This window comes from Variovorax sp. GW823-FHT04B03, from assembly GCF_058796495.1.
The window spans coordinates 796096-817737 of record NZ_JBXAIT010000002.1; the positions used below are offsets into that span (position 1 = coordinate 796096).

Genomic DNA, 21642 nt, shown 5'->3' on the forward strand with positions numbered 1-21642 from the left:
CCTGGTCGGGCAAGCCATGGAGCCGTGCTGCGAGTACGGCAAGAACAGGACCACCGAACCATGGCATTGCCCTCCTCCCGCACCGCGCCCATGCGGCCACTTTCCCTTTGCATGCCCGCGCGCCCGAGCGCCGTGACCCACGGCGTGAGAACCCTCTGCCTGGCCTTCGCGCTCGCCGCTTCAGGCGCCGCGACCGCACAGGCGAACCCGCCGGCAGCCGCCACCGCGGCCTACGACATTCCCGCAGGCGCACTGGGCCCGGCGCTGTCTCGCTTCGCCGCACAGGCCGGCGTCACGCTGTCCTTCGAACCCTCGCTGACAGAAGGCCGCCGCACCGGTGGATTGCGCGGCACCCACGCGGTCGGCGACGGCTTTTCGCGATTGCTCGCGGGCACCGGCCTCGAAGCGGTCGCACGCGCGGGCGGCGGCTACACGCTGCGTCATCCGGCACCGGGCGCGACCCCACCGGCCGCACCCGCGGACGCGCAGAGCCACCTGCTCAGTGAAGTGCGCGTCACGGCGCAGGCCGAGCGCAGTGCGATCACCGAGGGCTCGGGGTCGTATGCCAGCCGCATCGTCACCGTCGGCAAGGGCGAGCAGACACTCAAGGAGATCCCCCAGTCGGTCACGGTGGTCACGCGCCAAAAGATGGACGACCAGAACCTGCACACCATCGACGACGTGCTGGCCCAGACCACGGGCATCACGATGTACGACAGCCCGATGGGCGGGCGCTATGTCTACTCCCGGGGCTTTCGCGTGGACAGCTACCAGTACGACGGGGTGAACCGCGCCTTCTACTATCCCCAGGCCAACAGCTTCACGAGCAGTGCCGCCACGCTGGATCGCGTGGAGGTGGTGCGCGGCGCCACGGGCCTGCTGCAAGGGGCCGGCTCGCCCAGCGCCACGATCAACATGGTGCGCAAGCGTCCGACGGCCGACAAGCAATTGCAGTTCTCGGCCAGCGCGGGTTCATGGAACAACTACCGCGCGGAGGTCGATGCCAGCGGCCCCCTGAACGAAGCCGGCACGCTGCGCGGCCGCGTCGTCGCGAGCGGCAACGACCGCGACTACTTCTACGACACCGCGAAGAGCCGCACTGGCGTGCTGTACGGCGTGCTCGCCGCCGACATCGGGCCGCAGACCGTGCTCACCCTCGGCGTCAGCCACGAAAAACTGCGCGCCACCCCGTTCTTCCAGGGCTTGCCGAGCTACAGCAACGGCGCCGACCTGCACCTGCGCCGGTCGACCTACCTGGCGGCCGACTGGAACCGCTGGAAAAGCGCGCAGACCTCGGCGTTCGCCGAACTCGCGCACCGCTTCGATGCCGACTGGTCGCTCAAGGTCACCGCCGGCTACGTGCGCGAGCAGCAGGACATCAAGTACGCCTTCCCGCTGGGGGCCGTGAATCCGGTGACCCTGGCGGGCAACGTGATGTACGGCGGCCTGTTCGATTTCAAGACCGACAACAAGACGCTCGACCTCGCCGTCGACGGCAAGTTCGACGCCTTCGGCAGAAGGCACTCGGTGAGCTTAGGCGCCAACACCGGACGCATGTTCAACCACAGCGACTTCTCGCTGATGCAATTGGCGGGCGTTGCCAACAACGTCTTCGCACCGGTCTCGGCGATCGCCGAGCCGAGCGACGCGACCTTCGTCGCCAGGCGCTACCGCGGCGGCGACACCGAGACACGCATCACCCAATCGGGCGCCTACGGTGTCGCACGCCTGAGCCTCAGCGATCCGTTGACGCTGGTCGCCGGCGCCCGCGTCACGCGTTACCGGGCCAGCGATCGCGACCGCATCACCGGCGACCCGGCGACCGCGCCCTATCGCGAAAACGGCGTTCTGACGCCCTATGGCGGACTCATCTACGCCCTGACTCCGCAATGGTCGGCGTACGTGAGCTATGCCGACATCTTCCAGCCACAGAACGCGATGACCGCCGCCGGCGACATGCTGCCTCCCGTCAAGGGCCGCAACTACGAGGCGGGCCTGAAGGGCGAACTGCTCGACGGCAAGGTCAACGCTTCGCTGGCGCTGTTCCGACTCGACCAGAACAACCGGGCGCAGGAAGACCTGGTCAATGTCTGCACGAGGAGCACCTACTGCTCCGTGTCCACCGGCAAGGTGCGCAGCGAGGGACTCGACGCGGAGATCAGCGGCGAAGTGGCGCGCGGGTGGCAGGTGTTCGCGGGCTACACGTTCAACCACTTCAAGTACCTGAACGACACGGCCAACGCCGGCATCGATTTCGCCAGCACGTATTCACCCAAGCACATGGTGCGCGTGTGGACCGAGTACCGACTGCCCGGCGCGCTGAACGCCTGGACGCTGGGCGGCGGCGTGAACTTCCAGACCGCGAGTTCACGCACCACGGGCGCGATCAAGCTGGAGCAGGCCTCGTACGCAGTCTGGAGCGCGCGCGTTGCCTACCAGATCAACCGCAACTGGTCGGCCGCACTGAACGTGAACAACCTGTTCGACAAGACCTACTACCAGACCGTCGGCGCGCCGGCCTGGGGCAATGTCTACGGCGAACCGCGCAGCGCCATGGTGACCTTGCGCGGCAACTTCTAGACAGGATGGCCGCCTGCCCAGGCAGGCGCCCCCATACCAGATGTCTAGGGGAAAAGAACGGCGCCTCCGCGATTGAGGTCCGCCAGCAATGCGCCCTGAACATAGACCGCATAGTCCGCGAAGAACATCGCGGCGCCCCCGCTCGCTCCGGTAGGAACACTCAGGCCGGCGTAGAAAAATCCTTGGCTCGCCTGGTCATTGAGTCGCGCGAGTCCTTCGGTCGTATTGATATCGACCGGGCCCCCAGGCATTTCATCCGAGAAGCGATAGGCCACCGCCGCGGGCTTGCTGCTGTCGAGCTCGTAGGTATTGAAAACGCCTCGGACGGGCTGTCCGTTGCGGTTCGCAAAGTACTCGAAATAGCCCCTGTAGCGGAATCCGCTTTGACCGCGGCTGGTGAGTTGCGGCTTGGGATCGGAGACGATGGGTTCGAACGCGTAACTGTAGGTCGCCCCTGCGGCTGCAGAGCTTTTGACGACGATCGCATTCACGCTCGGGCTGAGACCCAGCTCCGTATTCAGGAAGCGATAGCCTTCCCGTCCCCACGCATTCAACTGGGCGATGAAGTCTGCCGGCATCATCAGATCGAAGCTGAACTTCCGATAGGTGTAGGTGACGGGCTGACTTTCGTTCTTGACCAGGATGAAGCTGGCCTTGCGGATGGCGTTGAGGGAATCGTCCAGGGTGTGCGTCTCCCCCACCAGGTGGTGCAGCACATAGCCCTTGGCGCCCTCGTCTTCCAACCGCTGCAGCAGCGCGTTGCTGGCCCCGTCCCAGCCATCGCGACCGGAGAAGGTGAGCGTGAATTCCTTGTAGCTGTATTTGTCGTTGGTGGCTTGCGGATTGACATACAGCGAATTGCTTCCCACGGGGCGCATGCGAACACTGCCCTTGGCGCCCTGGTCGTTCAGTTGCTGCACGACGGCCGGCACCGATGCGATGTAGGAATCCTTGTCGCCGTCCCAGGCAGACGGGAGCGTCTCATATTGCGCGGGTGCAGGTGTTCCAGGTTCCTGGGTTCCAGGTTCCTGCGTTCCTGGGCCCGGCGTTCCAGGCCCCTGCGTCCCGGGCCCTTGCGTTCCAGGGCCTAGTGTTCCTGGCCCTTGTGTTCCGGGGTCGTCCGTTCCAAGCCCGAAAGACCCCGGTGGGAACCCACCGCCGCCCCCTCCTCCTCCGCCACCCCCACATGCCGCAAGCATCAAGGCGACTGCCGTTGCAGCAGCCACTGCAGATTTTCTGAATTTCATTCCCTTGCCTTTCAATTTTGTCGAAGCCAATGCTGCCGAGATGGCAACGTTGTCCATGGCGATCGGGCCTCCCAGCGTGGCCCGTCAGATCGCCGTCGACGTTTGTATGGCTGGCGGGAGAAATTTCCCCATGCCGAAAGTCACACAACCGGAAAGCTATGGGAAATTGATATTTGGCTGTGAGGCAGTTATGACTAATTTGAACCATGAGATCGGAAGAGAGACGGCGTCTTCTCTTTCCAATATCGAGAGGATGCACGTGACGATTCGGGATTTTCCTTCCCGATCTATTTTTCTCAACTGACTTTGAAAAGAAACGTCTTGGCAAGGCGTCTCTGAAACTGGAATCGGCCCACCAGGCGAGCAGCGCCGTGGCAATGACGCGGCAGACAATCAGGTCACCGGCGACGGGTCTCTGAAGTACCGAGTCGCTGGAGAAAAAATCCGCGTCTTCGCCGTGACGGATGTCAGTTCCGCCATCGCCTGCAGGAGCGCAGCGGCGCTCACCGGCTTGAACAGCATCGGCACCCCCGATGCCTGTGCACGCCGCAGTTGCTGCGGGGCCGTCTCGCCAGTTATCAGCAGAAGGGGAATGTCGAGCTGAAAGCGCTCGAGCAAGCGCAGGCCGACCTCGAGTCCATCTCCCCCGTCGGCCAGCCGGTAGTCGCACAAGAGCATCGAGAACGGAAGGCTTTTCGCATCCGGGTGCGTCAATGCTTCGACCGCATGCGATTCGTCCGTCACAGCCACCACATCGACGGCGTGCGCGCGCAGCAGTGCCGCCATGGCCAGGCGAATCTCCGCTTCGTCGTCGATCAGCAGCACGGGCCCGTGCAGGTTCGGCGGCGCAAGGCTGCGATGCGCGGGAATCTCCAGTTCATCGAGCAGCAGTTCAGCGGGCGCGGTGATCGTTGCATCGGCTTGCGGCAGGACCACGCGGAAATGCGTGCCACGTCCCGGTCGCGAGTGCACCTCGATCGGGTGAGACATCAGGTGCGACAGGCGCTGGACGATCGACAGCCCGATTCCGAGTCCGCGCGCCCGGTCGCGGCCCGGGTTGTCGACCTGATAGAACTCCTCGAAGATGCGGCTCAACTGCTCAGGCGCAATGCCGACGCCGGTGTCGCGAACCTCCAGCCACACCTTGTCGCCTCGCCGCCGCGCGACCACGCTCACACCGCCCTCGTGGGTGTACTTCAAGGCGTTGTCGACCAGATTCGAAAGCAGGCGGAACAGCAGCTGGATGTCGCTGCGCACCCACATGCCACTGGCACGGATGCGCAATTGCAGACCCTTCTGCTCAGCGTAGGGGGTGAATGTCTGGTTGAGGACAAGAAGCAGCGCATCGAGTTCCAGGGCCTGCGGTTCAGACACGACGACGCCTGCATCGAGATGCGACACGTCGAGCATGGTGTCCAGCGACGCGCCGAGCGCGTCGACGGCGCGCATCAGGCGTTTGGCATTCGTTCTTTCAGGATGGTCGTGCAGTGCGGTTTCCATGGCCGCGCCGAACAGTGCAATGGCATGCATCGGCTGGCGCAGGTCGTGACTGGCCGCGGCAAGAAAGCGGGTCTTTTCCGCGCTGGCTCGCTCCACGGCGGCGATGCGTTCGCGCAACTGTGCGGCGAGCATCTCGTTCTCGAACTGCAACATCAAGGAGGCTGTCAGCCGCTTGTTCTGCTTCACCCCTTCGTGCAGTGTCAGTACCAGATTGGCGAAACTGAAGAGCGCCAGAAACCAGTGCAGCGTGCCACCGTGCCAGATCAAGGCAAGAATCAGCCCGCCCATCACGGGGATGCCGCAGCCGAACATGGCCCCCTTGATCGGCCAACGGGCCTGAATGGCCCGGGTCCAACTGACCATGATCACGACGATCACAACGGTCGTCATTGCCGGGCTCTGGATGAGCACGAGGAACAAGGCGCATGGCAGCGCCGTGGTCACGCTGACCAGCGTGACGATCCACGTGTAGCGGCGCGCCCAATGGTGGCTTTCGGACAAGGGGACATCCGGCGTCCACCGCGGCGCAAGCAAGGCATACAGATTCATCGACACGACGGCGGCGACCATGCCGATCACCAGCAGGTGGTGGGTCGAATCGATGTTGAAGTAGCCGAAGATGCCAATGGCAATGGCGAAGCCGATGTGCGCACAGGTGGCCGTCGTGTGCGCGGCATACACCGAGGCCACGTGTTCGCGGAGCACCCGATGGTCCAGATCGGCGGCCGCCGGGGCCTGATGCATCGATCGGGCAGCGTCATTCATGAATTGGCCCTTCGTTCTTGTTTCTTCGACGATCGCGTTGCACCTCCTGCGGTGAATCAACGCAGGCTGCTGATCAGTTCCGCGCGCGATTGCACACCGAACAGCAAGAGGATCGTCGAAACATAGTTCTTCACCGTGCCTTCGCGCAACTCGGCCAACAGTGCGATCTCCTTGTTGGACTTGCCTTCGAGAATCATCTGCAGCACACGCGCCTGGCTTCCTGTCAGCGAACTCAGGGCGCCACCAGCGGCACGGCGGGGTGCCCGCGCAACCCACCTGGACGTACCTGGCAGGCCATCGACAACGTCTCTCCCGAGCAGGCCGCAGGCACGGATGAAGCTCACGACCTCCTTGAGGTTGGCCGATTTCGGCAAGAACGCGCTGGCGCCCTGAGCCAATGCACTTTGCGCAATGGCGTTCTGGGCCAGCGCGGTGGCGCCGGCGCCCGACAACGCGACCACGCGGGCCTGCGGATAACGCTGGAGAAAAACGGACACGCCGCTCAGGCCTCGTGTGTCAGGAAGTGCCAGATCGAGCAACACCAGCCCGATGCTCGCCTGAGAGCGCTCATACACAGCCAGTGCCTGCGCCATGCTGCTGGCCTCGAAGACCTCGACCGCAGGCCCGTCGGGCGAGGCCTGCGCCTGGAGCAAGGCACGCACGCCCAGGCGCACCAGGTCGTGGTCGTCCACGATCAGGATGGCGGACGCCCGGGTCGACACAGGAATGCTCATGGCGCGCATGTTAGGGTCATGCGCCGCCGGCCGAAAGTGACGAAAGTCAACTCGCCAGCAGACCTTCACTCCCTTTTCAGCCCGATCTGCAGCGCAATCTGCCCAAAGCGCGCAAGGTCTGACCGGGCCCGCGCCGCTGCCTCAGAGGGCGAACTGCCAACCGGCATCCACCCCGCATCGATCAAGCGCTGGCGCGCCTCGGGCCGCGCCATGCCCTGGACGATCACCGCGTTGAGCCTGTCGATGACGGCCTGCGGCGTGCCCTTGGGCGCGGCCAGCCCGAACCACCCCGAAGTCACGAACCCCGGCAACCCCGCCTCCTGCGCCGTGGGCACGCCGGGCAGCGACTCGCTGCGCTCACGCGTCGTGACGAACAGCGCGCGCACCTTGCCGGCCTGCACGTTCGCAACCTGCGCGGCGGCGTTGTCGATCATGGCGTCGATGTGCCCGCCGAGCAGGTCGGCGATGGCGCCCGTGCCGCCCTTGTAGGGAACGACGTTGGCCGAGATGCCGGCCTCCTTCATGAACATCATCTGCGTCAGGTGGGCCTGCGTGCCCACGCCTGCATTCGCGAACGAGATCTTTCCCGGATTCCCCTTGGCATGGGCGATGAATTCCTTGAGGGTGCGTGCGGGAAAGTCCGGCCTTGTCACGACCACGAAGGGAATGTTGACCAGGATCGTGATCGGCGCCAGGTCTTCCACCGGCTTGTACTTCAGGTCGTACAGGTACGGATTGACCGCCATCGTTCCGCTGGCCATGAGCACCAGCGTGTGCCCGTCGGCGTGGGCGCGCACCACCTGCTGCAGCGCCATCGATCCACCGGCGCCCGGCTTCGCGTCCACGATGACCGGCTGGCCGAGCGCCTTGGCCATGAGGTCCGCGATCTGGCGCGTCATGGCGTCGGTCGCACCGCCGGCCGCATAGGGAAACACGATGGTGATCGGCTTGCTGGGGTAGCCCGGTCCGGCTGCACGCGCCGCGGTGGCGAGCGATGCCGCACACAGGGACACGGCAGCATTCAGCACGAAGGTTCGGCGAGGGATCGTCATGCGGGCATCTCAACGTATCTGAGCGGAAGAAGCAAGGATGCGGCTTGTTCGGCGACGCGCATCAACGCGGGCACCATGTCGGGCTGGTACCAGTGTTCCTGATGCAGGAGGTTCAGGGAACCGATCGTGCGGCCGCCGTGCCGGATCGGCACGTTGATGGCAGACCGGCACCCCAGCGCGTCGATCAGCGCATGGTCGGGAAACGCACGGCGGCAGGCTTCCCGGTCAGAGCAGATGCGCGCCCGACCGCCCTGCACCACCTCACGAAAGAAGTCGTTGTCATGGTGCAGTGGCTTGGTGCCGCCGCACGGATAAGCCACCGGGTCGCTCGTGTACAGGCGCCGGGACGCCGCAAGGCCGGGGTCGACCACCAGCACGGTGAACAGCCGATGCCCCGGAAACCGCCGCAGCGCGTGGTCCAGCGCCTCGAAAGAAACCTGCGCCGTGTCACTCACTGCGCAATGCCCAGCCGATCGATGATGGGCCCCCAGGCGGCCGACTCGCGCTGCGTGAACTTCAAGACATCGGCCGGGGTCGACTTGACGCCGATCAGCATCTGGCCGGCCAGGCGTTCCTTCATCTCGGGCGTGTCCAGGGCCTTGTTGATCTCGGCGTTGAGCCGCGCGACCGCGTCGCCGGGTGCGCCTGCGCGCGCCACCAGGGAGTACCAGCCGGGCACTTCCATGTCGATGCCCAGCTCCTTGAACGTGGGCACGTCGGGCAGTTGCGGCAGTCGCCGCTCGCCGGTCACCGCCAGCGGCACCAGCTTGCCGCTCTTGACCAGCGGCACGACGCCGACGGGGACGGTCGTCATCACCGGCGTGTCGCCCGCCATCACGCTGGTCAGCGCGTTGGGGCCACCTGCGCCGCTGATGGGCACGTGCTGCATCTGGATGCCGGTGCGCGACTTCAGCAGCTCGCTCGCAAGATGGGTGGAGTTGCCGATGCCGGCGGATGCAAAGCTGAGCCGCTGCGGCTCTGCCTTGGCCATCTTGATGAGCTCGGGCAGCGTCTTCACGCCCAGGCTCGGCGACACGACCGTCACGAACGGGGTGTTCGCGATGACAGCGACGCCGGTGAAGTCACGCGCCGGCTGGTGCCCCAGCGACTTGTACAGGTGCGGGTTCCACGACATGTTCGAGACGCCGGCCAAGAACAGCGTGTAGCCGTCCGCGGGTTGCGAGAGCACATAGGCCGCAGCCAGCGTGCCGTTGGCGCCGGGGCGGTTCTCCACCACGACGCTCTGCCCGATGCTCTTGGCGAGCACATCGGCCAGTGTGCGCGCCAAGGTGTCCGGCCCCGAGCCGGCCGGCTGCGGGACCACGACCTTGATCGGTTTGGAAGGAAAGCCCTTCGCGAAGGCGGGTGCGGCGAGCAGCGAGGCGGCAACGGCCAACGCGGAAAGCATGGTGCGGCGGGTGGTCATGATGAAGTCAAGGTCGGTGGTTGCGAAAGGTGTGAGCGGTATCAACCGACGGTGGCGTAGTCGAGCGACTTGGGCGTGGCGGTGAGCACACGCGGCGTCGCGCCCACCACGACCGTGTCGTCGATGCGAAAGCCGCCCACGCCGTAGACGTACAGGCCGGGCTCGGCCGAATAGACCTCGTTGTCCCGCAGCGGGCGCTGGCTGAAAGCCATGTCCTCCGGGTACTCGTGGTGCACGATGCCGATGGCGTGGCCCGTGCGGTGGCGGATGCAGTCGGCAAAGCCGGCGCGCTCGATCACGGCCTGCGCCGCGGCGTCGATCGCGCACACGGGCCGGCCTGTCACGGCCGCGCCGATGGCCGCATCGGTCGCGTCGCGCGCGGCCGTCCACAGCGCCTTCTTCTGGTCGTCGGGGCGCCCGCAGAACCAGGTGCGCTCGTTCTCGATCGTCAGGCCGTTGAGCCGGGGAATGACGATGTTGACCAGCACGTCGCCTTCGCGGATGCGCGCGCCGCAGGAGGCACCGTCGCCGTGCGGCGAGGCCGATGCCGGGCCGCTGAGCGTCCAGCAGCGCACGACCTCGAACTGCTCGCCGGGAAAGCGCTCGGCAGCCTCCTGCACGAACAGGCTGGCCATGGCGCAGTCCATCTCCTGCACCAGGCGGCCGGGCTTGATCGCGTCGCGGTAGCGGTCCTGCAGCCAGTCCGTCAGCCCGGCCATGGCCTGCATGACGGCCAGTTCCTCGGCGTGCTTCTGCCAGCGCAGGCTGCGCACTTCCGCGGTGGCGACGCGCACGTTCAGGTCGGGCAGCAGGCGCTGCACGGCCGCCATCACGCCGCTGCCGGCATCCAGCGCGATGCGCGAGCGGCGCAGGCCGGCGCGGCTCAGGCGCTCGGCGAGGATCTCGGGGAGCTGCGACACGAGCGGCAGGCGGTTGCTCACCATCGGATGCTCGGCATAGAACGTGACGTCCGTGATCCACACCTTGTGGGCTTCCATCGAGAAGCGCATGTGGTTCGTCGACAGTTCGTTCATGACCAGGAAGCCCTCGCCCTGGCGCGGCACGACCGCGAAGATCGGCCGTTCCCAGGGCTGCACGTCGGTGTAGAAGTTGGTGGCGAACTGAAAGAAGTCCGCGGTGGTGAACACCAGCGCATCGACGGCGAGTTCGTCCATCAACCGGACCATCTGGTCGTGGCGGTACCGCCAGACGGCTTGCGTCAGCTTGGGCATGTGTCGTTTCCTTGAAAGAGCCGGAGGCATCCGGCGGGTTGTCTGAACAGCTCGGGGTGCGGGCTACAGCGCGTCGAACTCGACCACGCCGGCCTTCATCACCAGGGGAATGCGCTCGCCCTGCCCCAGCAGGCAATCAAGGTTGCGCATCGGGTCGCCATCGACCAGCAACAGGTCGGCCAGCGCGCCCGGGATCAGCCGGCCGAGCCGGTCGCTCATGCCCAGCACCTCGGCGCCGATCAGCGTGGCGCTGGCGATGATCTCGGCCGGCGACAGCACCTGGGCACGCAGGCGGAACTCGTCGCTCTGCAGCCGATGCGACTCGCCCAGCAGGTCGGTGCCGAAGCCCATCTTCACGCCGGCCGACTTGTAGATCTCGAGCGAGCGCAGCCCGGCGCCGCGCACGTCTTCCACCTTGGCCACGCTGGCGGGTGGCAGCCCCAGCGCCGCGCCTTCGTTGGCGAGGGCGTCGTAGGTCACCAGCGTGGGCACCACATAGGCGCCGTGCTCGGCCATGAGCGCGGCGGTGGGCGCATCGACCAGGTTGCCGTGTTCGATCGTGCGCACGCCGCAGCGCACCACGCGCTGGATCGCGGCCGGGGTGTAGGCGTGGGCCAGCACGTAGGTGTTGCGGGCTGCCGCTTCGCCGACGATGGCGCGGATCTCGTCTTCGCTGTAGCCCAGCGCATCGACCGGGTCGGTAGGCGACGCCACGCCGCCGCCGGCCATGATCTTGATCTGGTCCGCGCCCATCTGCAGTTCTTCGCGCGCAGCCTTGCGCACGGCGTCCACGCCATCGGCCACACGGGCCAGCATGCCCACGCGGGCGCAGTTGGGGCACACGGCGTTGGCCACCAGATAGTCGGAGCGCGCGCGGCCGTCGCCATGGCCGCCGGTCTGGCTCAGCGCGCGGCCCGAGACGAACAGGCGCGGCCCCTGCGCCAGCCCCGACTGCACCGCCTGCTTGAACGCATCGCCCGCGCCGGCGGCGTCGCGAACGGTCGTGAAGCCGCGGCGCAGCATGCCGCGCAGGATCGGCAGACTGCGCAGCGTCGCCAACACATTGGGCATCAGCGCCTGGCGCTGCAGGTTCAGGTCGACGGCCACCACGTGCACGTGCAGGTCGATCAGGCCGGGCATCACGGTCTTGCCGGCGGCATCGATGACCCGCGCATCGCGCGCCACGATCGGCCGGTCGGACACCTCGCGGATGGTGTCGCCCTCGATCAGGATGTCGTGGCGGTCCTGCAGCTCGGGCTTCAGCGGATCGAGCAGGCGGGCGTTCTTGACGAGGATCTGAGTCATGGGTCTGTTTGCCGGGTTCCGAGGGCATGGGCGGTGAGGAATGACGGGATCGTAGGATCGCGTCACAATTCCGAAAAATTTATATGCTGAATCCACTCCATTGACTGCATGAATGGTTTCAGGCTCCCCTGCCCATGAACTACCGCAACGCCGATCTCAACCTGCTGAAGGTCTTCGAAGCCCTCATGAACGAAGGCAACGTGACGCGCGCCGCGTCCAAGCTGTCGCTCACGCAGCCCACGGTCAGCAATGCGCTGCGCCGGCTGCGCGAAACCTACGGCGACCCTCTGTTCGTGCGCAACGGCGCGGGCATCCGCCCGACGCGGCGCGCCACGGAGTTGTGGGCGCCGCTGGCGCGCTCGCTGCGCACCATCCGGGGCACGCTCGAGGGCGAGAGCTTCGATGCCTCACAAAGCGACGCCCGCCTGACGGTCTCGATGACCGACTACGTGGCCTGCATCGTCGCCCCCCGCCTGCTCGAACGGCTCGGCGAACTCGCGCCAGGGATGCGGCTGCACACCCACCCCGGCACGGTCGTGGACTTCGGGCAGTCGCTGGACGACAACCGGGCCGATTTCGCCATCGGCGCCTACAACGATGACGTGCAGCGCCCGGGCTTCATGCGCTCACGCCGGCTGTGGTCGGTGGACTTCGCCTGCTTCATGCGCAACGACCATCCGCTGGCGAAGCTGGACAAGATTCCGCTGAAGAAATTCCTGGCCGCCCGCCACCTCGACGTGAGCCTGGCGGGCCGTGTCGGTGGCATCTACGACCGCGTGCTGCAAAGCCGTGGCCTGCAGCGCAACCTCGTCAGCACGGTGAGTCACTACTCCGCAGCCTACGAGGCCGTACGCCGCTCCGACCTGATCGCCGTGCTGCCCTGGTCCGAGGGCCTGGAGACGATGCGCATGACGGGCCTCAAGCGCGTGGCGCCACCGCTGGCGGCGCCGGCGCGCACCGTCGAGCTGGTCTGGCACGAGCGGCACGAGACCTCGGCGCTGCACCAGTGGTTCATTGCTTTGGTCGTCGAGATGCTGGCGCGGGAGCCGGCTGCGCGCACTGCGCGGGCTAAGCCCGGAACCAGATCCTGAGCGTCACGTACATCGCATAGCCCAGGCCCAGGACGCACCACGCCAGGAAGAACAGGTTGGCCCAGTAGTCGCCCGCATGCGCCGCCAGCGTGTAGACCTGCCCCGCGCAGCCCTTTCCGACGCACGGCACCTCGCCCCGGACCAGGGCGCGCAGCATCGCGAAGAAGAGGTAGCAGGTCACGCCACCGGCCATGAGGAATCCGACGGGCCCTACGAGCCCCTGGGTGAGTTCGCCCTCCTCATCGCGATAGCCCTTGCGCAGCAGCTTCTGTCCGTACCTGTACCAGGCATATCCGAGCAGGAGCATCAGGGCGTAGTAGAGGAAGGCGCGCATGTCCTGCGATCGTCGGGGTGTGGCGGGCGTGAGTGTTTCGGCAAGGATCGTAGCCGAGCAACTCACGCTCGCCGCCCGCGCCCACTACCGCGCGCTTGCCACGATGGCGATACCCCGAATCTGCCCGGCGCTGGGTGCGTCCACCGGCTTCGCGTAGCGCGACGGCGCAAAGCGGTGCAGCAGCTCGGCCTCGCGCAGGCGCGCCGCGTCCAGGTTCGCCAGCTTCACATGGCCGAAGCCGCGCACCGACAGCGGCAGCGCCGCGATGCGTGCGGCGGTCGGCTGGTTGTCGGGGGTCAGCGCGGTGGCCATCTCCTGCAGCAGGCGGTCGAAGTGCTCGATCAACGCGCGCTCGGTGCGGCGCTCCGCCGTATGGCCGAACAGGTCGAAGGGCGTGCCGCGCAGGCGCTTGCCGTGGGCCAGCCACTTCATGGCCGGCAGCATCCATCCACCGAGGCGCACCTTGGCGGGTGCCTGCCCGTGCGCTGGGCGCGAGAGCAGTGGCGGGGCCATGTGGAACTCGAGCTTCAGATCGCCTTCGAACTGGTCCTTCAGCTTCTGCAGGAACGCGCCGTCGGTGTACAGGCGCGCGACCTCGTACTCGTCCTTGTAGCTCATGAGCTTCAGCAGGCTGCGCGCCGCGTTGCGCGTGAAAGGCAGGCTCGCATCACCGCCCGGCAGTGCGGATTCGACCGCCTGCAGTGCACGAATGCGCTGCTCGAAGCGCGCGGCCCACGCGGCGCTCTGGTAGCCGGTGAGATGGCGACGCGCATCGGCGAGCAGCGTTTCCAGCGGGCGGTCGTCGACCTGGTGCGCCGCAGCCTCGACCGGTGCCGCGCGCAACTGATCGAGCGCCGCGGGGTCGCCAGCCGCGAGCCGCCCCAGCGAGAACGCCGACTGGTTGGCCGCCACGGCCACGCCGTTGAGCTCGATCGCATGCATGAGCGCCTCCAGGCTCAGCGGCACCAGGCCGCGCTGCCACGCATAGCCGGTCGCGACGATGTTCGCGGCCAGCGTGTCGCCCAGAAACTCCTCGGCCAGGCTCTGCGCATCGAAGGTCTCGACCTGTTCCTCGCCGGCGACGAAGCGCATCTTCTCCAGCAGCAGGTCGACATGCAGGTCCGCATCGGGGTTGCGCAGCGACTCGGCCACGGGAATCTCATGGATGTTCGCGAGCACGCGCGTGCGCCCGTGCCGCACGGTCTGCAGCGCGTCGGCCGAGGCGCCCACCACCACGTCGCACGCGAGGATGGCGTCGGCCTGCTGCGTGTCGATGCGCACCTGGTTCAGCCGTTCGGGCGTGTCGGCCAGCCGCACGAAGCTCAGCACCGAGCCGCCCTTCTGCGCGAAGCCCATGAAGTCGAGCACGCTGGCCGACTTGGCCTCGAGGTGCGCGGCCATCGCGATGACCGCGCCCACCGTCACCACGCCCGTGCCGCCCACGCCGGTCACGAGCAGGTCGTACGGGCCGGTCCATGCATGCGGCGCGGGATGCGCGAGCGCCGCCACGCGGTGCAGGAAGGCATCGCGCCCGGCCGCGAGCGCCCCGCTCTTGCGGCGCAGCTTGCCGCCGGTGACGCCCACGAAGCTGGGGCAGAAGCCCTTGGCACAGGAGTAGTCCTTGTTGCAGCTGGTCTGGTCGATCTTGCGCTTGCGGCCCATCGGCGTCTCGTGCGGGAGCACGGCCACGCAGTTGCTCTGCACGGTGCAGTCGCCGCAGCCTTCGCACACAGCCTCGTTGATGAACAGGCGCTTGGGCGGATCGGCCAGTTCGCCCTTCTTGCGGCGGCGGCGCTTCTCGGCGGCGCAGGTCTGCTCGTAGATGAGCACGGTCACGCCGGGCATTTCGCGCAGGCGGCGCTGCACCTCGTCGAGCGCGGCGCGGTCATGGAACTCGGTGCCCGCCGGAAACTTGTTCTTGATGGCGTCGTAGTGATGGATGGCATCGCTCACGACCACCACCTTGGTGACGCCTTCCGACTCCACCTGTCGCGCAATGGCGTCCACGCTGATGACGCCGTCGACCGGCTGGCCGCCCGTCATCGCGACCGCGTCGTTGAACAGGATCTTGTAGGTGAGCGTGGCCTTGGCCGCCACGGCCTGGCGGATCGCGAGGTAGCCCGAGTGGTAGTAGGTGCCGTCGCCCAGGTTCTGGAACACGTGCGGCGTCTTCGTGAACATCGCGTGCGAGATCCAGTCGACGCCCTCGCCGCCCATCTGGATCAGGCCCGCCGTGCTGCGGTCCATCCAGTTGGCCATGAAGTGGCAGCCGATGCCCGCGCGCGCCGTCGAGCCTTCGGGCACCTTGGTGCTGGTGTTGTGCGGGCAGCCGGCGCAGAAGTACGGCAGGCGCTTGACCGCATCGCTCGCGTTGCCCAGCAGCTCGGGCGGCGTGAAGTCGCGCACATGCTGCAGGTGGTCGCCGAGGTCGTGGTTGTCGGGAAAGTGCACCGCCAGCCAGTGCGCGACCAGTTCGATGAGGCGCGACGGACGCAGCTCGCCGAGCGCGGACACCAGCGGCTGGCCCTCGCGGTCGTGCTTGCCCACGAGCACGGGGCGCGCATCGGGCGGTGCGTTGTAGAAGATGTCGCGCAGCTGCGTCTCGACCACCGCGCCCTTCTCTTCCACGACGAGGATCTCGTCGAGCCCGTGCGCGAATTCCTTCAGGCGCGTCTGCTCGAGCGGAAAGCTCAGCCCCACCTTGTAGAGCCGCACGCCGGCGCGCGCGAGCTGCTCAGGCGAAAGCTCGAGCCGGCGCAGCACCTCCATCAGGTCGTGGTGCGCCTTGCCGCAGGTGACGATGCCCACCTTGGCGTGCGGGCTCACGATGACGTGGCGGTCGATGCTGTTGCGTTGGGTGAAGGCGGCCACGGCCGCGAGCTTGTCTTCCAGCCGCGACTCGATGCGCAGCGACGGCAGGTCGGGCCAGCGGTAGTGCAGGCCGTCGGGCGGCGCGGCGTGGCCGGTGGCGGCGCGCACGGCATCGGCGTCTTCCCAGGCGGCCACGCGCGCATTCACCGCATCGAGGTCCACCGTGCCCGCGCTCTCGACGATCTCGGACAGCGCCGCCATGCCGACCCACGCGCCCGAATAGCGCGACAGCTCATAGCCGTACAGCCCGAACTCCAGGTACTCGGCCACGCTGGCGGGCTGCATCACGGGCATGCGCCAGGCCATGAAGGCGTGGTCGCTCTGGTGCGGCATCGACGACGACACGCAGCCGTGGTCGTCGCCCGCCACCACCAGCACGCCGCCGTGCGGCGACGAGCCGTACGCATTGCCGTGCTTGAGTGCATCGCCCGCGCGGTCCACGCCCGGGCCCTTGCCGTACCACATGGCGTACACGCCATCGACGGTGCGCTCGGGGTCGGATTCGACACGCTGCGTGCCCAGCACCTGCGTGGCGGCCAGTTCCTCGTTCACGGCGGGCACGAAGCGGATGCCGGTTTTCTTGAAGCGCTCGCCGGCCTTCCAGATGGCCTGATCGACCATGCCCAGCGGCGAGCCGCGGTAGCCGCTGACGAAGCCCTGCGTGTGCAGGCCGCGTGCCGCGTCGCGCTGGCCCTGCATCGCCAGGATGCGGATCAGCGCCTGCGTGCCGGTGAGGAAGACCGAGCCGGCATCGGCCCAGAGGTTGTCGGAAAGTTGGTAGTCGGGCCGTCGGAGTGCGGTCGCTTCAAGTGGGGCGTTCATGCCCGGAATTGTTCTGCGCCCCCCCAAGTAAGTGTTTCTTCAATACACTGGCGCAGACCCTTGTTTGAAGAAGAATTCACTCAAAAATCACGATGAACGTCGGTTCTGTTTCTCTTGACGAGCATTGCCTCAAGATTCTTTCTGCACTGCAGCATGACGGCCGGCAGACCGTGCAGCAGATTTCCGAGGCCGTTGGCCTGTCGCCCACACCCTGCTGGAAGCGCATCAAGGACATGGAGGCGGCCGGCGTCATCCGCGGCTACACCGCGCTCGTCGACCCCGAGCACGTGGGCCTGCACGTGTCGGCCGTGGCCGAGGTGAACCTCGACCGCCACAGCGAGGCGATGGTGCAGCGCTTCGAAGAAGCCGTGGCCGCGAGCCCGCAGATCATCCGCTGCGTGTCGGCCACCGGGCCCGCGGACTACATCCTCAACGTGACCGTGCCCGACATGAAGCACTACGAGCGCTTCCTGCACGAGGTGCTGTTCAGCCTGCCCGGCGTGACGCACGTGCGCTCGAGCATCGTGCTGCGCGAGATCAAGTCGGAAACGGCGCTGCCGCTCGGGCACCTGCTGGACGCGAAGGCCGGGCTGGCGGGGTCACGGCGGTCGCCGTGAGGCGTGGCGCAGTGGCCTCTAGCGCTTGCGCCGGATGACGTACGCGTTCTGCGCCAGCTCGAAGCCGAGCGTCGGGTAGTAAGACATCGCGTCGGGCGCCGAGAGCAGGATCAACGACACCTCCTCGCCGATGATCGCCTGCGTGCGCTGCACGAGTTCCCGGCCGATGCCATGGCCCTGGTACTTCTTGTCCACCGCCAGGTCCGACAGGTAGCAGCAGTACGCATGGTCGGTCAGCGACCGCGACAGCCCCACCAGTTCGTTGTCGACCCAGGCCGACAGCAGGAGGCTGGGCGCGGCGAACATCCGCGCGATGCGGGCGAGGTCGTTCGTGGGGCGCTTGATGCCGGAGCGGTCGAAGACGCGGGCGACGTCGGCCGGGTCCAGGGGAACGTCCTGACGGTAGTCGATGGTGATGTGGTTCATGTATTTCCTGGGTAGCGCCGGCGCCAGCGTCATTCCGTCTCGGAAGACCCGAGCTTCTTCAGTTCAGCGAACTTGGCCGCCATCGTCGGGTTGCCGCGCGTCAGCTTCTTGATCGTCACGTCCTGTGCCTTGTCGTTCGCAAGGCGCAGGTTCCGGTCGGTGCCGAGCAGTGCCTCCTTCGTCTTCTGCAGGTGGTCGATCGACTTGTCGATCTCCGCGATCGCCTTCTGGAAGTGGCCGTGGGCCAGGTCGTAGTTCCTGCCGAAGGCGGCCTTGAAGGTCTCCAGCTCGGTCTCGAACTTCGTGATGTCGATGTTCTGCGCCTTGACCAGCGCCAGCTCCGACTTGTACTTGAGCGAATTCATCGCCGCATTGCGCAGCAGCGTGATGATGGGCAGGAAGAACTGCGGGCGCACGACATACATCTTCGGGTAGCGATGGAACACATCGACGATCCCGGTGTTGTAGAGCTCGTTGTCGGGCTCGAGCAGCGACACCAGCACCGCGTACTCGCAGCCTTTTTCGGTGCGGTCCTTGTCGAGTTCCTTCAGGAAGTCTTCGTTCCGGTTCTTCGTGGCCGTGCGGTCGTTCTCGTTCTTCATCTCGAACATGATCGAGACGATCTCGGTGCCGGCCTCGTCCGCGTCGCGGAAGATGTAGTCGCCCTTGCTGCCCGTGCGCGCGTCGTTGTCCTTCTCGAAATAGGCGCGGGGAAACGCCATCGACCGGATGCGGTTGAACTCGGTCTCGCAGTGCTGCTCCAGGGTCTCGCCCACCATCTTGGTCGAGAGGCGCGCCTTCATGTCGCGCAGCCGCTCGATCGCGTCGTCGCGGTCCTTGATCTGTGTTTCGTACTTGTCCTTGAGCGATTTCTCGGCGAGTTGCTTCTCGAGCTCCGCCCGCTCGAGGCCGCTCTTCCACTGGTCCCGCTCCTTCTCGACCACGCTCACGGCCTCGCTGATCGCGAGTTTCTTCGCCACCTCGATGGCGTCGAGCCGGGCCTTCAGTTCCTGGATTTCCACGTCCTTCGCGGCGGCGCTCTTCTGCAGTTCGCCCACGTGCCGCGCCTCGGCGAGCGCGGTGGCGGCCAGCTTGTCCTGCTTGGCCTTTTCGAGCTCGTTGGCGAGCGCGTCGCGCTCCCGTTCCACGGCGCCCAGGGCTTCGCTCACGGCGAGCTTGCGCGCGACATCGCCGGCCTCGAGCTTCGCCTTGAGTTCCTGGATCTCGCCGTCCTTGGCGGCGGCGGCCTTCTGCAGTTCGCCGGCGGCCCGGGTCTGTGCGAGTTCGACGGCGGCGCGCTTGTCGCGCTCGGCCAGTTCCAGCCGCTCGTGCAGCTGCTTCTCGAAATCGCCGTCGCGCACCTGCTTCAGGATGTCCGCGTAGCCGGCTTCGTCGATCTTGAATGCCTTGCTGCAATGGGGGCAGATGATTTCGTGCATGGCTATGTGCGCTCCACCGTCAGGGTGGGCGTCGACAAGAGAGGGAGTGCAGCGAAGCGCCGCGCCGTTCGGGCGGGATCGCGGGGAGTGATGCTGTTCATAGGGTCAGGGACATGGAGCCATCCGACTGTAGCCGGACAGGGAGCGCCGGCGAGTGGCAGGCGCGTGAAGACCGGGCCGACATCTGCGAGCGAGTGATGCGTTCTCGATCACGTTGCTAGAATCGCCGCTGCAAAAATCGACTCTGACCTGTTCAGAGCTCCATCCAGCCGTAAGCGTTTACGTCAACCAACGCATCACCAGTGGCACCCGCATGCCGACTGGCGGTGCGCGTGGGTCGCTTCGGTGCTCATCGTCCCGCCCATTCGACCGGCTGGTGCCGCCTTTGAAAACTCAAGGAGCGGCGCTCGATGACGAACGTCCAAACAAACTCTTCTTCCCTGCGCACGTTGGTCTGGATGACCCTCGCGCTTTTTCTCGCTTACCTGTCTGTCGCGATGTCGATGCCGGCCGTGACGCTCCACGTGTCGCAGACGCTGGGCATGGGCAACGTCGCGTCCGGCCTGGGCGTCGGCATTGCTTTCTTGTCCACCATCCTGAGTCGCGGCTGGGCGGGTCGGCTCGCTGACGAACGCGGCGGCAAGGTCGCCATGTTCCGGGGCCTTGTCCTTTATGCGGCGGCTTCGCTCCTGTGCTGGGCGTCCTCGCTGCCCGTGCTGGGCCATGGCGTCGGCGCGTACCTGGTTCTTCTGGTGGGGCGTCTCGTGCTGGGCCTCGGCGAAAGCTTCGCGCTCGTCGGCATGCTGGGCTGGGCGATGGCGGCCATGGGCCCCGCGCGGTCCGGGCAGGTCATGGCGCTCGTCGGCACCGGCATGTACGGCGCGTTCGCGGTGGGCGGCCCGCTGGGCCTCTGGCTGCTGGAGCGGCTCGGCTTCGCCGGCCTGATGGCGGGCAGCATCGCCTTGCCGCTGGTCAGCGGCGCGATGCTGTGGTCCATCGCGCCCGCCATGTCCGCACAGGGGCGCCGCGCGCCCTTCTCCGATGTGCTGGGACTCATCTGGAAGCAAGGCGCGGTCGTGGGCCTGCAAGGCGTCGGCTTTGCGGCCTTGGGCGCGTTCTTTCCCCTGTACTTCCTGGCCCATGGCTGGCAGGGTGCCGGCTACGGACTGACATGCTTCGGCCTGGGCTTCGTCCTGGTGCGCCTGCTGGCGGGTCGCTTGCCCGACCGCATCGGCGGCACCAAGGTCGCGCTGGTCTCCCTCGCGATCGAAGCTGTGGGTCAAGCGCTGCTGTGGCTGGCGCCCCATCCCGTCGTGGCGATGGTGGGCGCACTGCTGACCGGCATGGGGTGCTCGATGGTCTTCCCCGCCATGGGACTGGAGGCCGTCAAGCGCGTGCCCGCCCACCTGCGCGGAACGGCCATCGGCGGCTTCGCGGCGTTCCAGGATCTGGCGTACGGCGTCACGGGCCCGATGGCGGGGCTGATTGCCGACCACTACGGTCACGACAGTGTGTTCCTGGTGGGGTTGATCGCGACGGTTGTGGGGATCGGGATGACTTGGCGGCTTGCGAGGGGGGCTCTCGCTAAGCGCGTATCGACACCAGCCTGAGGCGGCAAGAGAGAGAGAGCCTCTTGGCTCTCTCTTCGGCAGCGGCATCCGTCACCTGCGCACGAATCTTTCAATCTGCGACGCGACGTCGTCTGGCGCAGCATCGCTGCGGAAACGGGCACACGGCATCGCCATGAACTTTGGGAATCGCTCCCGTATCCGCCGCTCCTCGCTTGCGCTGTCACCGCGCAAATACGGCCGCGAAAGCTGGCGTTGCACGGTCACCTCCACGCATGCCTCGAGTTCGAAGGCTGGCAGCAGCAGCGAGGTCAGCGCGTCGGTCTCGATGGCGCAACGCAACGTGGGATACCCCTCCTCCACGTCTTCCGGATACGTGAGGAATCCGGACGAAAGCGCGAGAACGGTGGGACGGGTCAACGCAGATCGAACCTCCCGATAGACGGCCGCGTTCCGCCTTGCATAGCCCAAGTAGCCAGACGCCTCGATGACGGCGTCGATGTTTCCTTCGCGGGACATGAAGTGCTGGTCGAGATCGACGAACGCCCAGCCCAGTCGGCGAGCCAGATACGGACCCACCGTGGTTTTCCCCGCCCCGCCGGGTCCGATGAGATGAAGGATCGTTGTCATGCG

General features: G+C 66.6%; 18 protein-coding genes. 5 read left to right on the plus strand and 13 right to left on the minus strand.

Annotation, left to right across the window (positions count from 1 at the left end):
- Nucleotides 1-60: 60 nt before the first annotated feature.
- Entirely contained in the window at nucleotides 61-2580 is a 2520-nt protein-coding gene (locus AC1RAD_RS12450; protein ID WP_492735051.1) for a TonB-dependent siderophore receptor, read from the plus strand.
- 44 nt (nucleotides 2581-2624) lie between these two features.
- Here the strand turns inward: AC1RAD_RS12450 and AC1RAD_RS12455 are convergent, their stop codons facing one another.
- The gene (locus tag AC1RAD_RS12455; RefSeq protein WP_492735053.1) at nucleotides 2625-3512 is read right to left on the minus strand and encodes a hypothetical protein; all 888 of its coding nucleotides are present in this window, start codon (nucleotides 3510-3512) and stop codon (nucleotides 2625-2627) included.
- Nucleotides 3513-3831: 319 nt separating this feature from the next.
- On the opposite strand from AC1RAD_RS12455, the gene AC1RAD_RS12460 reads away from it, so the two are divergent.
- On the plus strand, nucleotides 3832-4131 hold the full coding sequence (locus AC1RAD_RS12460; protein WP_492735054.1) for a hypothetical protein: 300 nt from the start codon (nucleotides 3832-3834) through the stop codon (nucleotides 4129-4131).
- An 89-nt stretch (nucleotides 4132-4220) separates the two neighbouring features.
- Here the strand turns inward: AC1RAD_RS12460 and AC1RAD_RS12465 are convergent, their stop codons facing one another.
- The 7 genes from AC1RAD_RS12465 to AC1RAD_RS12495 all read right to left on the minus strand — a co-directional run bounded on the left by AC1RAD_RS12465 (nucleotide 4221) and on the right by AC1RAD_RS12495 (nucleotide 11841).
- Complete coding sequence (locus AC1RAD_RS12465) at nucleotides 4221-6092, minus strand: ATP-binding response regulator (protein WP_492735056.1); 1872 nt, start codon at nucleotides 6090-6092, stop codon at nucleotides 4221-4223.
- A gap of 56 nt (nucleotides 6093-6148) precedes the next feature.
- Complete coding sequence (locus AC1RAD_RS12470; RefSeq protein ID WP_260684864.1) at nucleotides 6149-6826, minus strand: response regulator transcription factor; 678 nt, start codon at nucleotides 6824-6826, stop codon at nucleotides 6149-6151.
- A gap of 65 nt (nucleotides 6827-6891) precedes the next feature.
- Nucleotides 6892-7878, minus strand: a complete 987-nt coding sequence (locus AC1RAD_RS12475; protein ID WP_492735058.1) for a Bug family tripartite tricarboxylate transporter substrate binding protein — start codon at nucleotides 7876-7878, stop codon at nucleotides 6892-6894.
- Nucleotides 7875-8333 carry a GAF domain-containing protein gene (locus AC1RAD_RS12480; protein WP_492735060.1) on the minus strand — a complete coding sequence of 153 codons (459 nt, stop codon included), beginning with the start codon at nucleotides 8331-8333 and terminating at the stop codon, nucleotides 7875-7877. Before AC1RAD_RS12480 ends, AC1RAD_RS12475 begins: the two co-directional genes overlap by 4 nt.
- Nucleotides 8330-9304: a Bug family tripartite tricarboxylate transporter substrate binding protein gene (locus tag AC1RAD_RS12485; RefSeq protein ID WP_492735062.1), complete on the minus strand. Its 975-nt coding sequence runs from the start codon at nucleotides 9302-9304 to the stop codon at nucleotides 8330-8332. Before AC1RAD_RS12485 ends, AC1RAD_RS12480 begins: the two co-directional genes overlap by 4 nt.
- A gap of 41 nt (nucleotides 9305-9345) precedes the next feature.
- Nucleotides 9346-10536 (minus strand): M24 family metallopeptidase, encoded by a 1191-nt coding sequence (locus AC1RAD_RS12490; protein ID WP_492735064.1) that lies wholly within the window; start codon nucleotides 10534-10536, stop codon nucleotides 9346-9348.
- Nucleotides 10537-10599: 63 nt separating this feature from the next.
- Nucleotides 10600-11841, minus strand: a complete 1242-nt coding sequence (locus tag AC1RAD_RS12495; protein WP_492735066.1) for a metal-dependent hydrolase family protein — start codon at nucleotides 11839-11841, stop codon at nucleotides 10600-10602.
- 134 nt (nucleotides 11842-11975) lie between these two features.
- On the opposite strand from AC1RAD_RS12495, the gene AC1RAD_RS12500 reads away from it, so the two are divergent.
- Nucleotides 11976-12932 carry a LysR family transcriptional regulator gene (locus AC1RAD_RS12500; RefSeq protein WP_487848534.1) on the plus strand — a complete coding sequence of 319 codons (957 nt, stop codon included), beginning with the start codon at nucleotides 11976-11978 and terminating at the stop codon, nucleotides 12930-12932.
- Here the strand turns inward: AC1RAD_RS12500 and AC1RAD_RS12505 are convergent.
- Together AC1RAD_RS12505 and AC1RAD_RS12510 are read right to left on the minus strand one after the other, a co-directional pair.
- Nucleotides 12910-13266 (minus strand): hypothetical protein, encoded by a 357-nt coding sequence (locus tag AC1RAD_RS12505; RefSeq protein WP_492735068.1) that lies wholly within the window; start codon nucleotides 13264-13266, stop codon nucleotides 12910-12912. The two genes, AC1RAD_RS12500 and AC1RAD_RS12505, sit on opposite strands and share 23 nt — an antisense overlap.
- A gap of 84 nt (nucleotides 13267-13350) precedes the next feature.
- The gene (locus AC1RAD_RS12510) at nucleotides 13351-16959 is read right to left on the minus strand and encodes an indolepyruvate ferredoxin oxidoreductase family protein (RefSeq protein WP_492735070.1); all 3609 of its coding nucleotides are present in this window, start codon (nucleotides 16957-16959) and stop codon (nucleotides 13351-13353) included.
- Nucleotides 16960-17051: 92 nt separating this feature from the next.
- Here AC1RAD_RS12510 and AC1RAD_RS12515 point away from each other — a divergent pair, with 92 nt between their 5' ends.
- The gene (locus AC1RAD_RS12515) at nucleotides 17052-17576 is read left to right on the plus strand and encodes an Lrp/AsnC family transcriptional regulator (protein WP_062474115.1); all 525 of its coding nucleotides are present in this window, start codon (nucleotides 17052-17054) and stop codon (nucleotides 17574-17576) included.
- A gap of 18 nt (nucleotides 17577-17594) precedes the next feature.
- Here AC1RAD_RS12515 and AC1RAD_RS12520 read toward each other — a convergent pair whose 3' ends face one another.
- Complete coding sequence (locus AC1RAD_RS12520; RefSeq protein WP_492735071.1) at nucleotides 17595-18002, minus strand: GNAT family N-acetyltransferase; 408 nt, start codon at nucleotides 18000-18002, stop codon at nucleotides 17595-17597.
- 29 nt (nucleotides 18003-18031) lie between these two features.
- On the minus strand, nucleotides 18032-19441 hold the full coding sequence (locus AC1RAD_RS12525; protein WP_095745864.1) for a DUF2130 domain-containing protein: 1410 nt from the start codon (nucleotides 19439-19441) through the stop codon (nucleotides 18032-18034).
- Nucleotides 19442-19851: 410 nt separating this feature from the next.
- Between AC1RAD_RS12525 and AC1RAD_RS12530 the strand changes: the two genes are divergently transcribed.
- Nucleotides 19852-21051 carry an MFS transporter gene (locus AC1RAD_RS12530; RefSeq protein ID WP_492735073.1) on the plus strand — a complete coding sequence of 400 codons (1200 nt, stop codon included), beginning with the start codon at nucleotides 19852-19854 and terminating at the stop codon, nucleotides 21049-21051.
- A gap of 51 nt (nucleotides 21052-21102) precedes the next feature.
- On the opposite strand, the gene AC1RAD_RS12535 is transcribed toward AC1RAD_RS12530, so the two are convergent.
- Complete coding sequence (locus AC1RAD_RS12535; RefSeq protein WP_492735074.1) at nucleotides 21103-21639, minus strand: shikimate kinase; 537 nt, start codon at nucleotides 21637-21639, stop codon at nucleotides 21103-21105.
- Nucleotides 21640-21642: the final 3 nt, after the last annotated feature.

Bases quoted from the DNA above. Each gene is read 5' to 3' on its own strand.
- AC1RAD_RS12515 (WP_062474115.1), top strand. From the start codon at position 17,052: ATGAACGTCGGTTCTGTTTCTCTTGACGAGCATTGCCTCAAGATTCTT.
- AC1RAD_RS12495 (WP_492735066.1), bottom strand. From the start codon at position 11,841: ATGACTCAGATCCTCGTCAAGAACGCCCGCCTGCTCGATCCGCTGAAG.
- AC1RAD_RS12510 (WP_492735070.1), bottom strand. From the start codon at position 16,959: ATGAACGCCCCACTTGAAGCGACCGCACTCCGACGGCCCGACTACCAA.
- AC1RAD_RS12530 (WP_492735073.1), top strand. From the start codon at position 19,852: ATGACGAACGTCCAAACAAACTCTTCTTCCCTGCGCACGTTGGTCTGG.
- AC1RAD_RS12505 (WP_492735068.1), bottom strand. From the start codon at position 13,266: ATGCGCGCCTTCCTCTACTACGCCCTGATGCTCCTGCTCGGATATGCC.
- AC1RAD_RS12485 (WP_492735062.1), bottom strand. From the start codon at position 9,304: ATGACCACCCGCCGCACCATGCTTTCCGCGTTGGCCGTTGCCGCCTCG.
- AC1RAD_RS12475 (WP_492735058.1), bottom strand. From the start codon at position 7,878: ATGACGATCCCTCGCCGAACCTTCGTGCTGAATGCTGCCGTGTCCCTG.
- AC1RAD_RS12520 (WP_492735071.1), bottom strand. From the start codon at position 18,002: ATGAACCACATCACCATCGACTACCGTCAGGACGTTCCCCTGGACCCG.
- AC1RAD_RS12465 (WP_492735056.1), bottom strand. From the start codon at position 6,092: ATGAATGACGCTGCCCGATCGATGCATCAGGCCCCGGCGGCCGCCGAT.
- AC1RAD_RS12490 (WP_492735064.1), bottom strand. From the start codon at position 10,536: ATGCCCAAGCTGACGCAAGCCGTCTGGCGGTACCGCCACGACCAGATG.
- AC1RAD_RS12525 (WP_095745864.1), bottom strand. From the start codon at position 19,441: ATGCACGAAATCATCTGCCCCCATTGCAGCAAGGCATTCAAGATCGAC.
- AC1RAD_RS12450 (WP_492735051.1), top strand. From the start codon at position 61: ATGGCATTGCCCTCCTCCCGCACCGCGCCCATGCGGCCACTTTCCCTT.
- AC1RAD_RS12470 (WP_260684864.1), bottom strand. From the start codon at position 6,826: ATGAGCATTCCTGTGTCGACCCGGGCGTCCGCCATCCTGATCGTGGAC.
- AC1RAD_RS12500 (WP_487848534.1), top strand. From the start codon at position 11,976: ATGAACTACCGCAACGCCGATCTCAACCTGCTGAAGGTCTTCGAAGCC.
- AC1RAD_RS12535 (WP_492735074.1), bottom strand. From the start codon at position 21,639: ATGACAACGATCCTTCATCTCATCGGACCCGGCGGGGCGGGGAAAACC.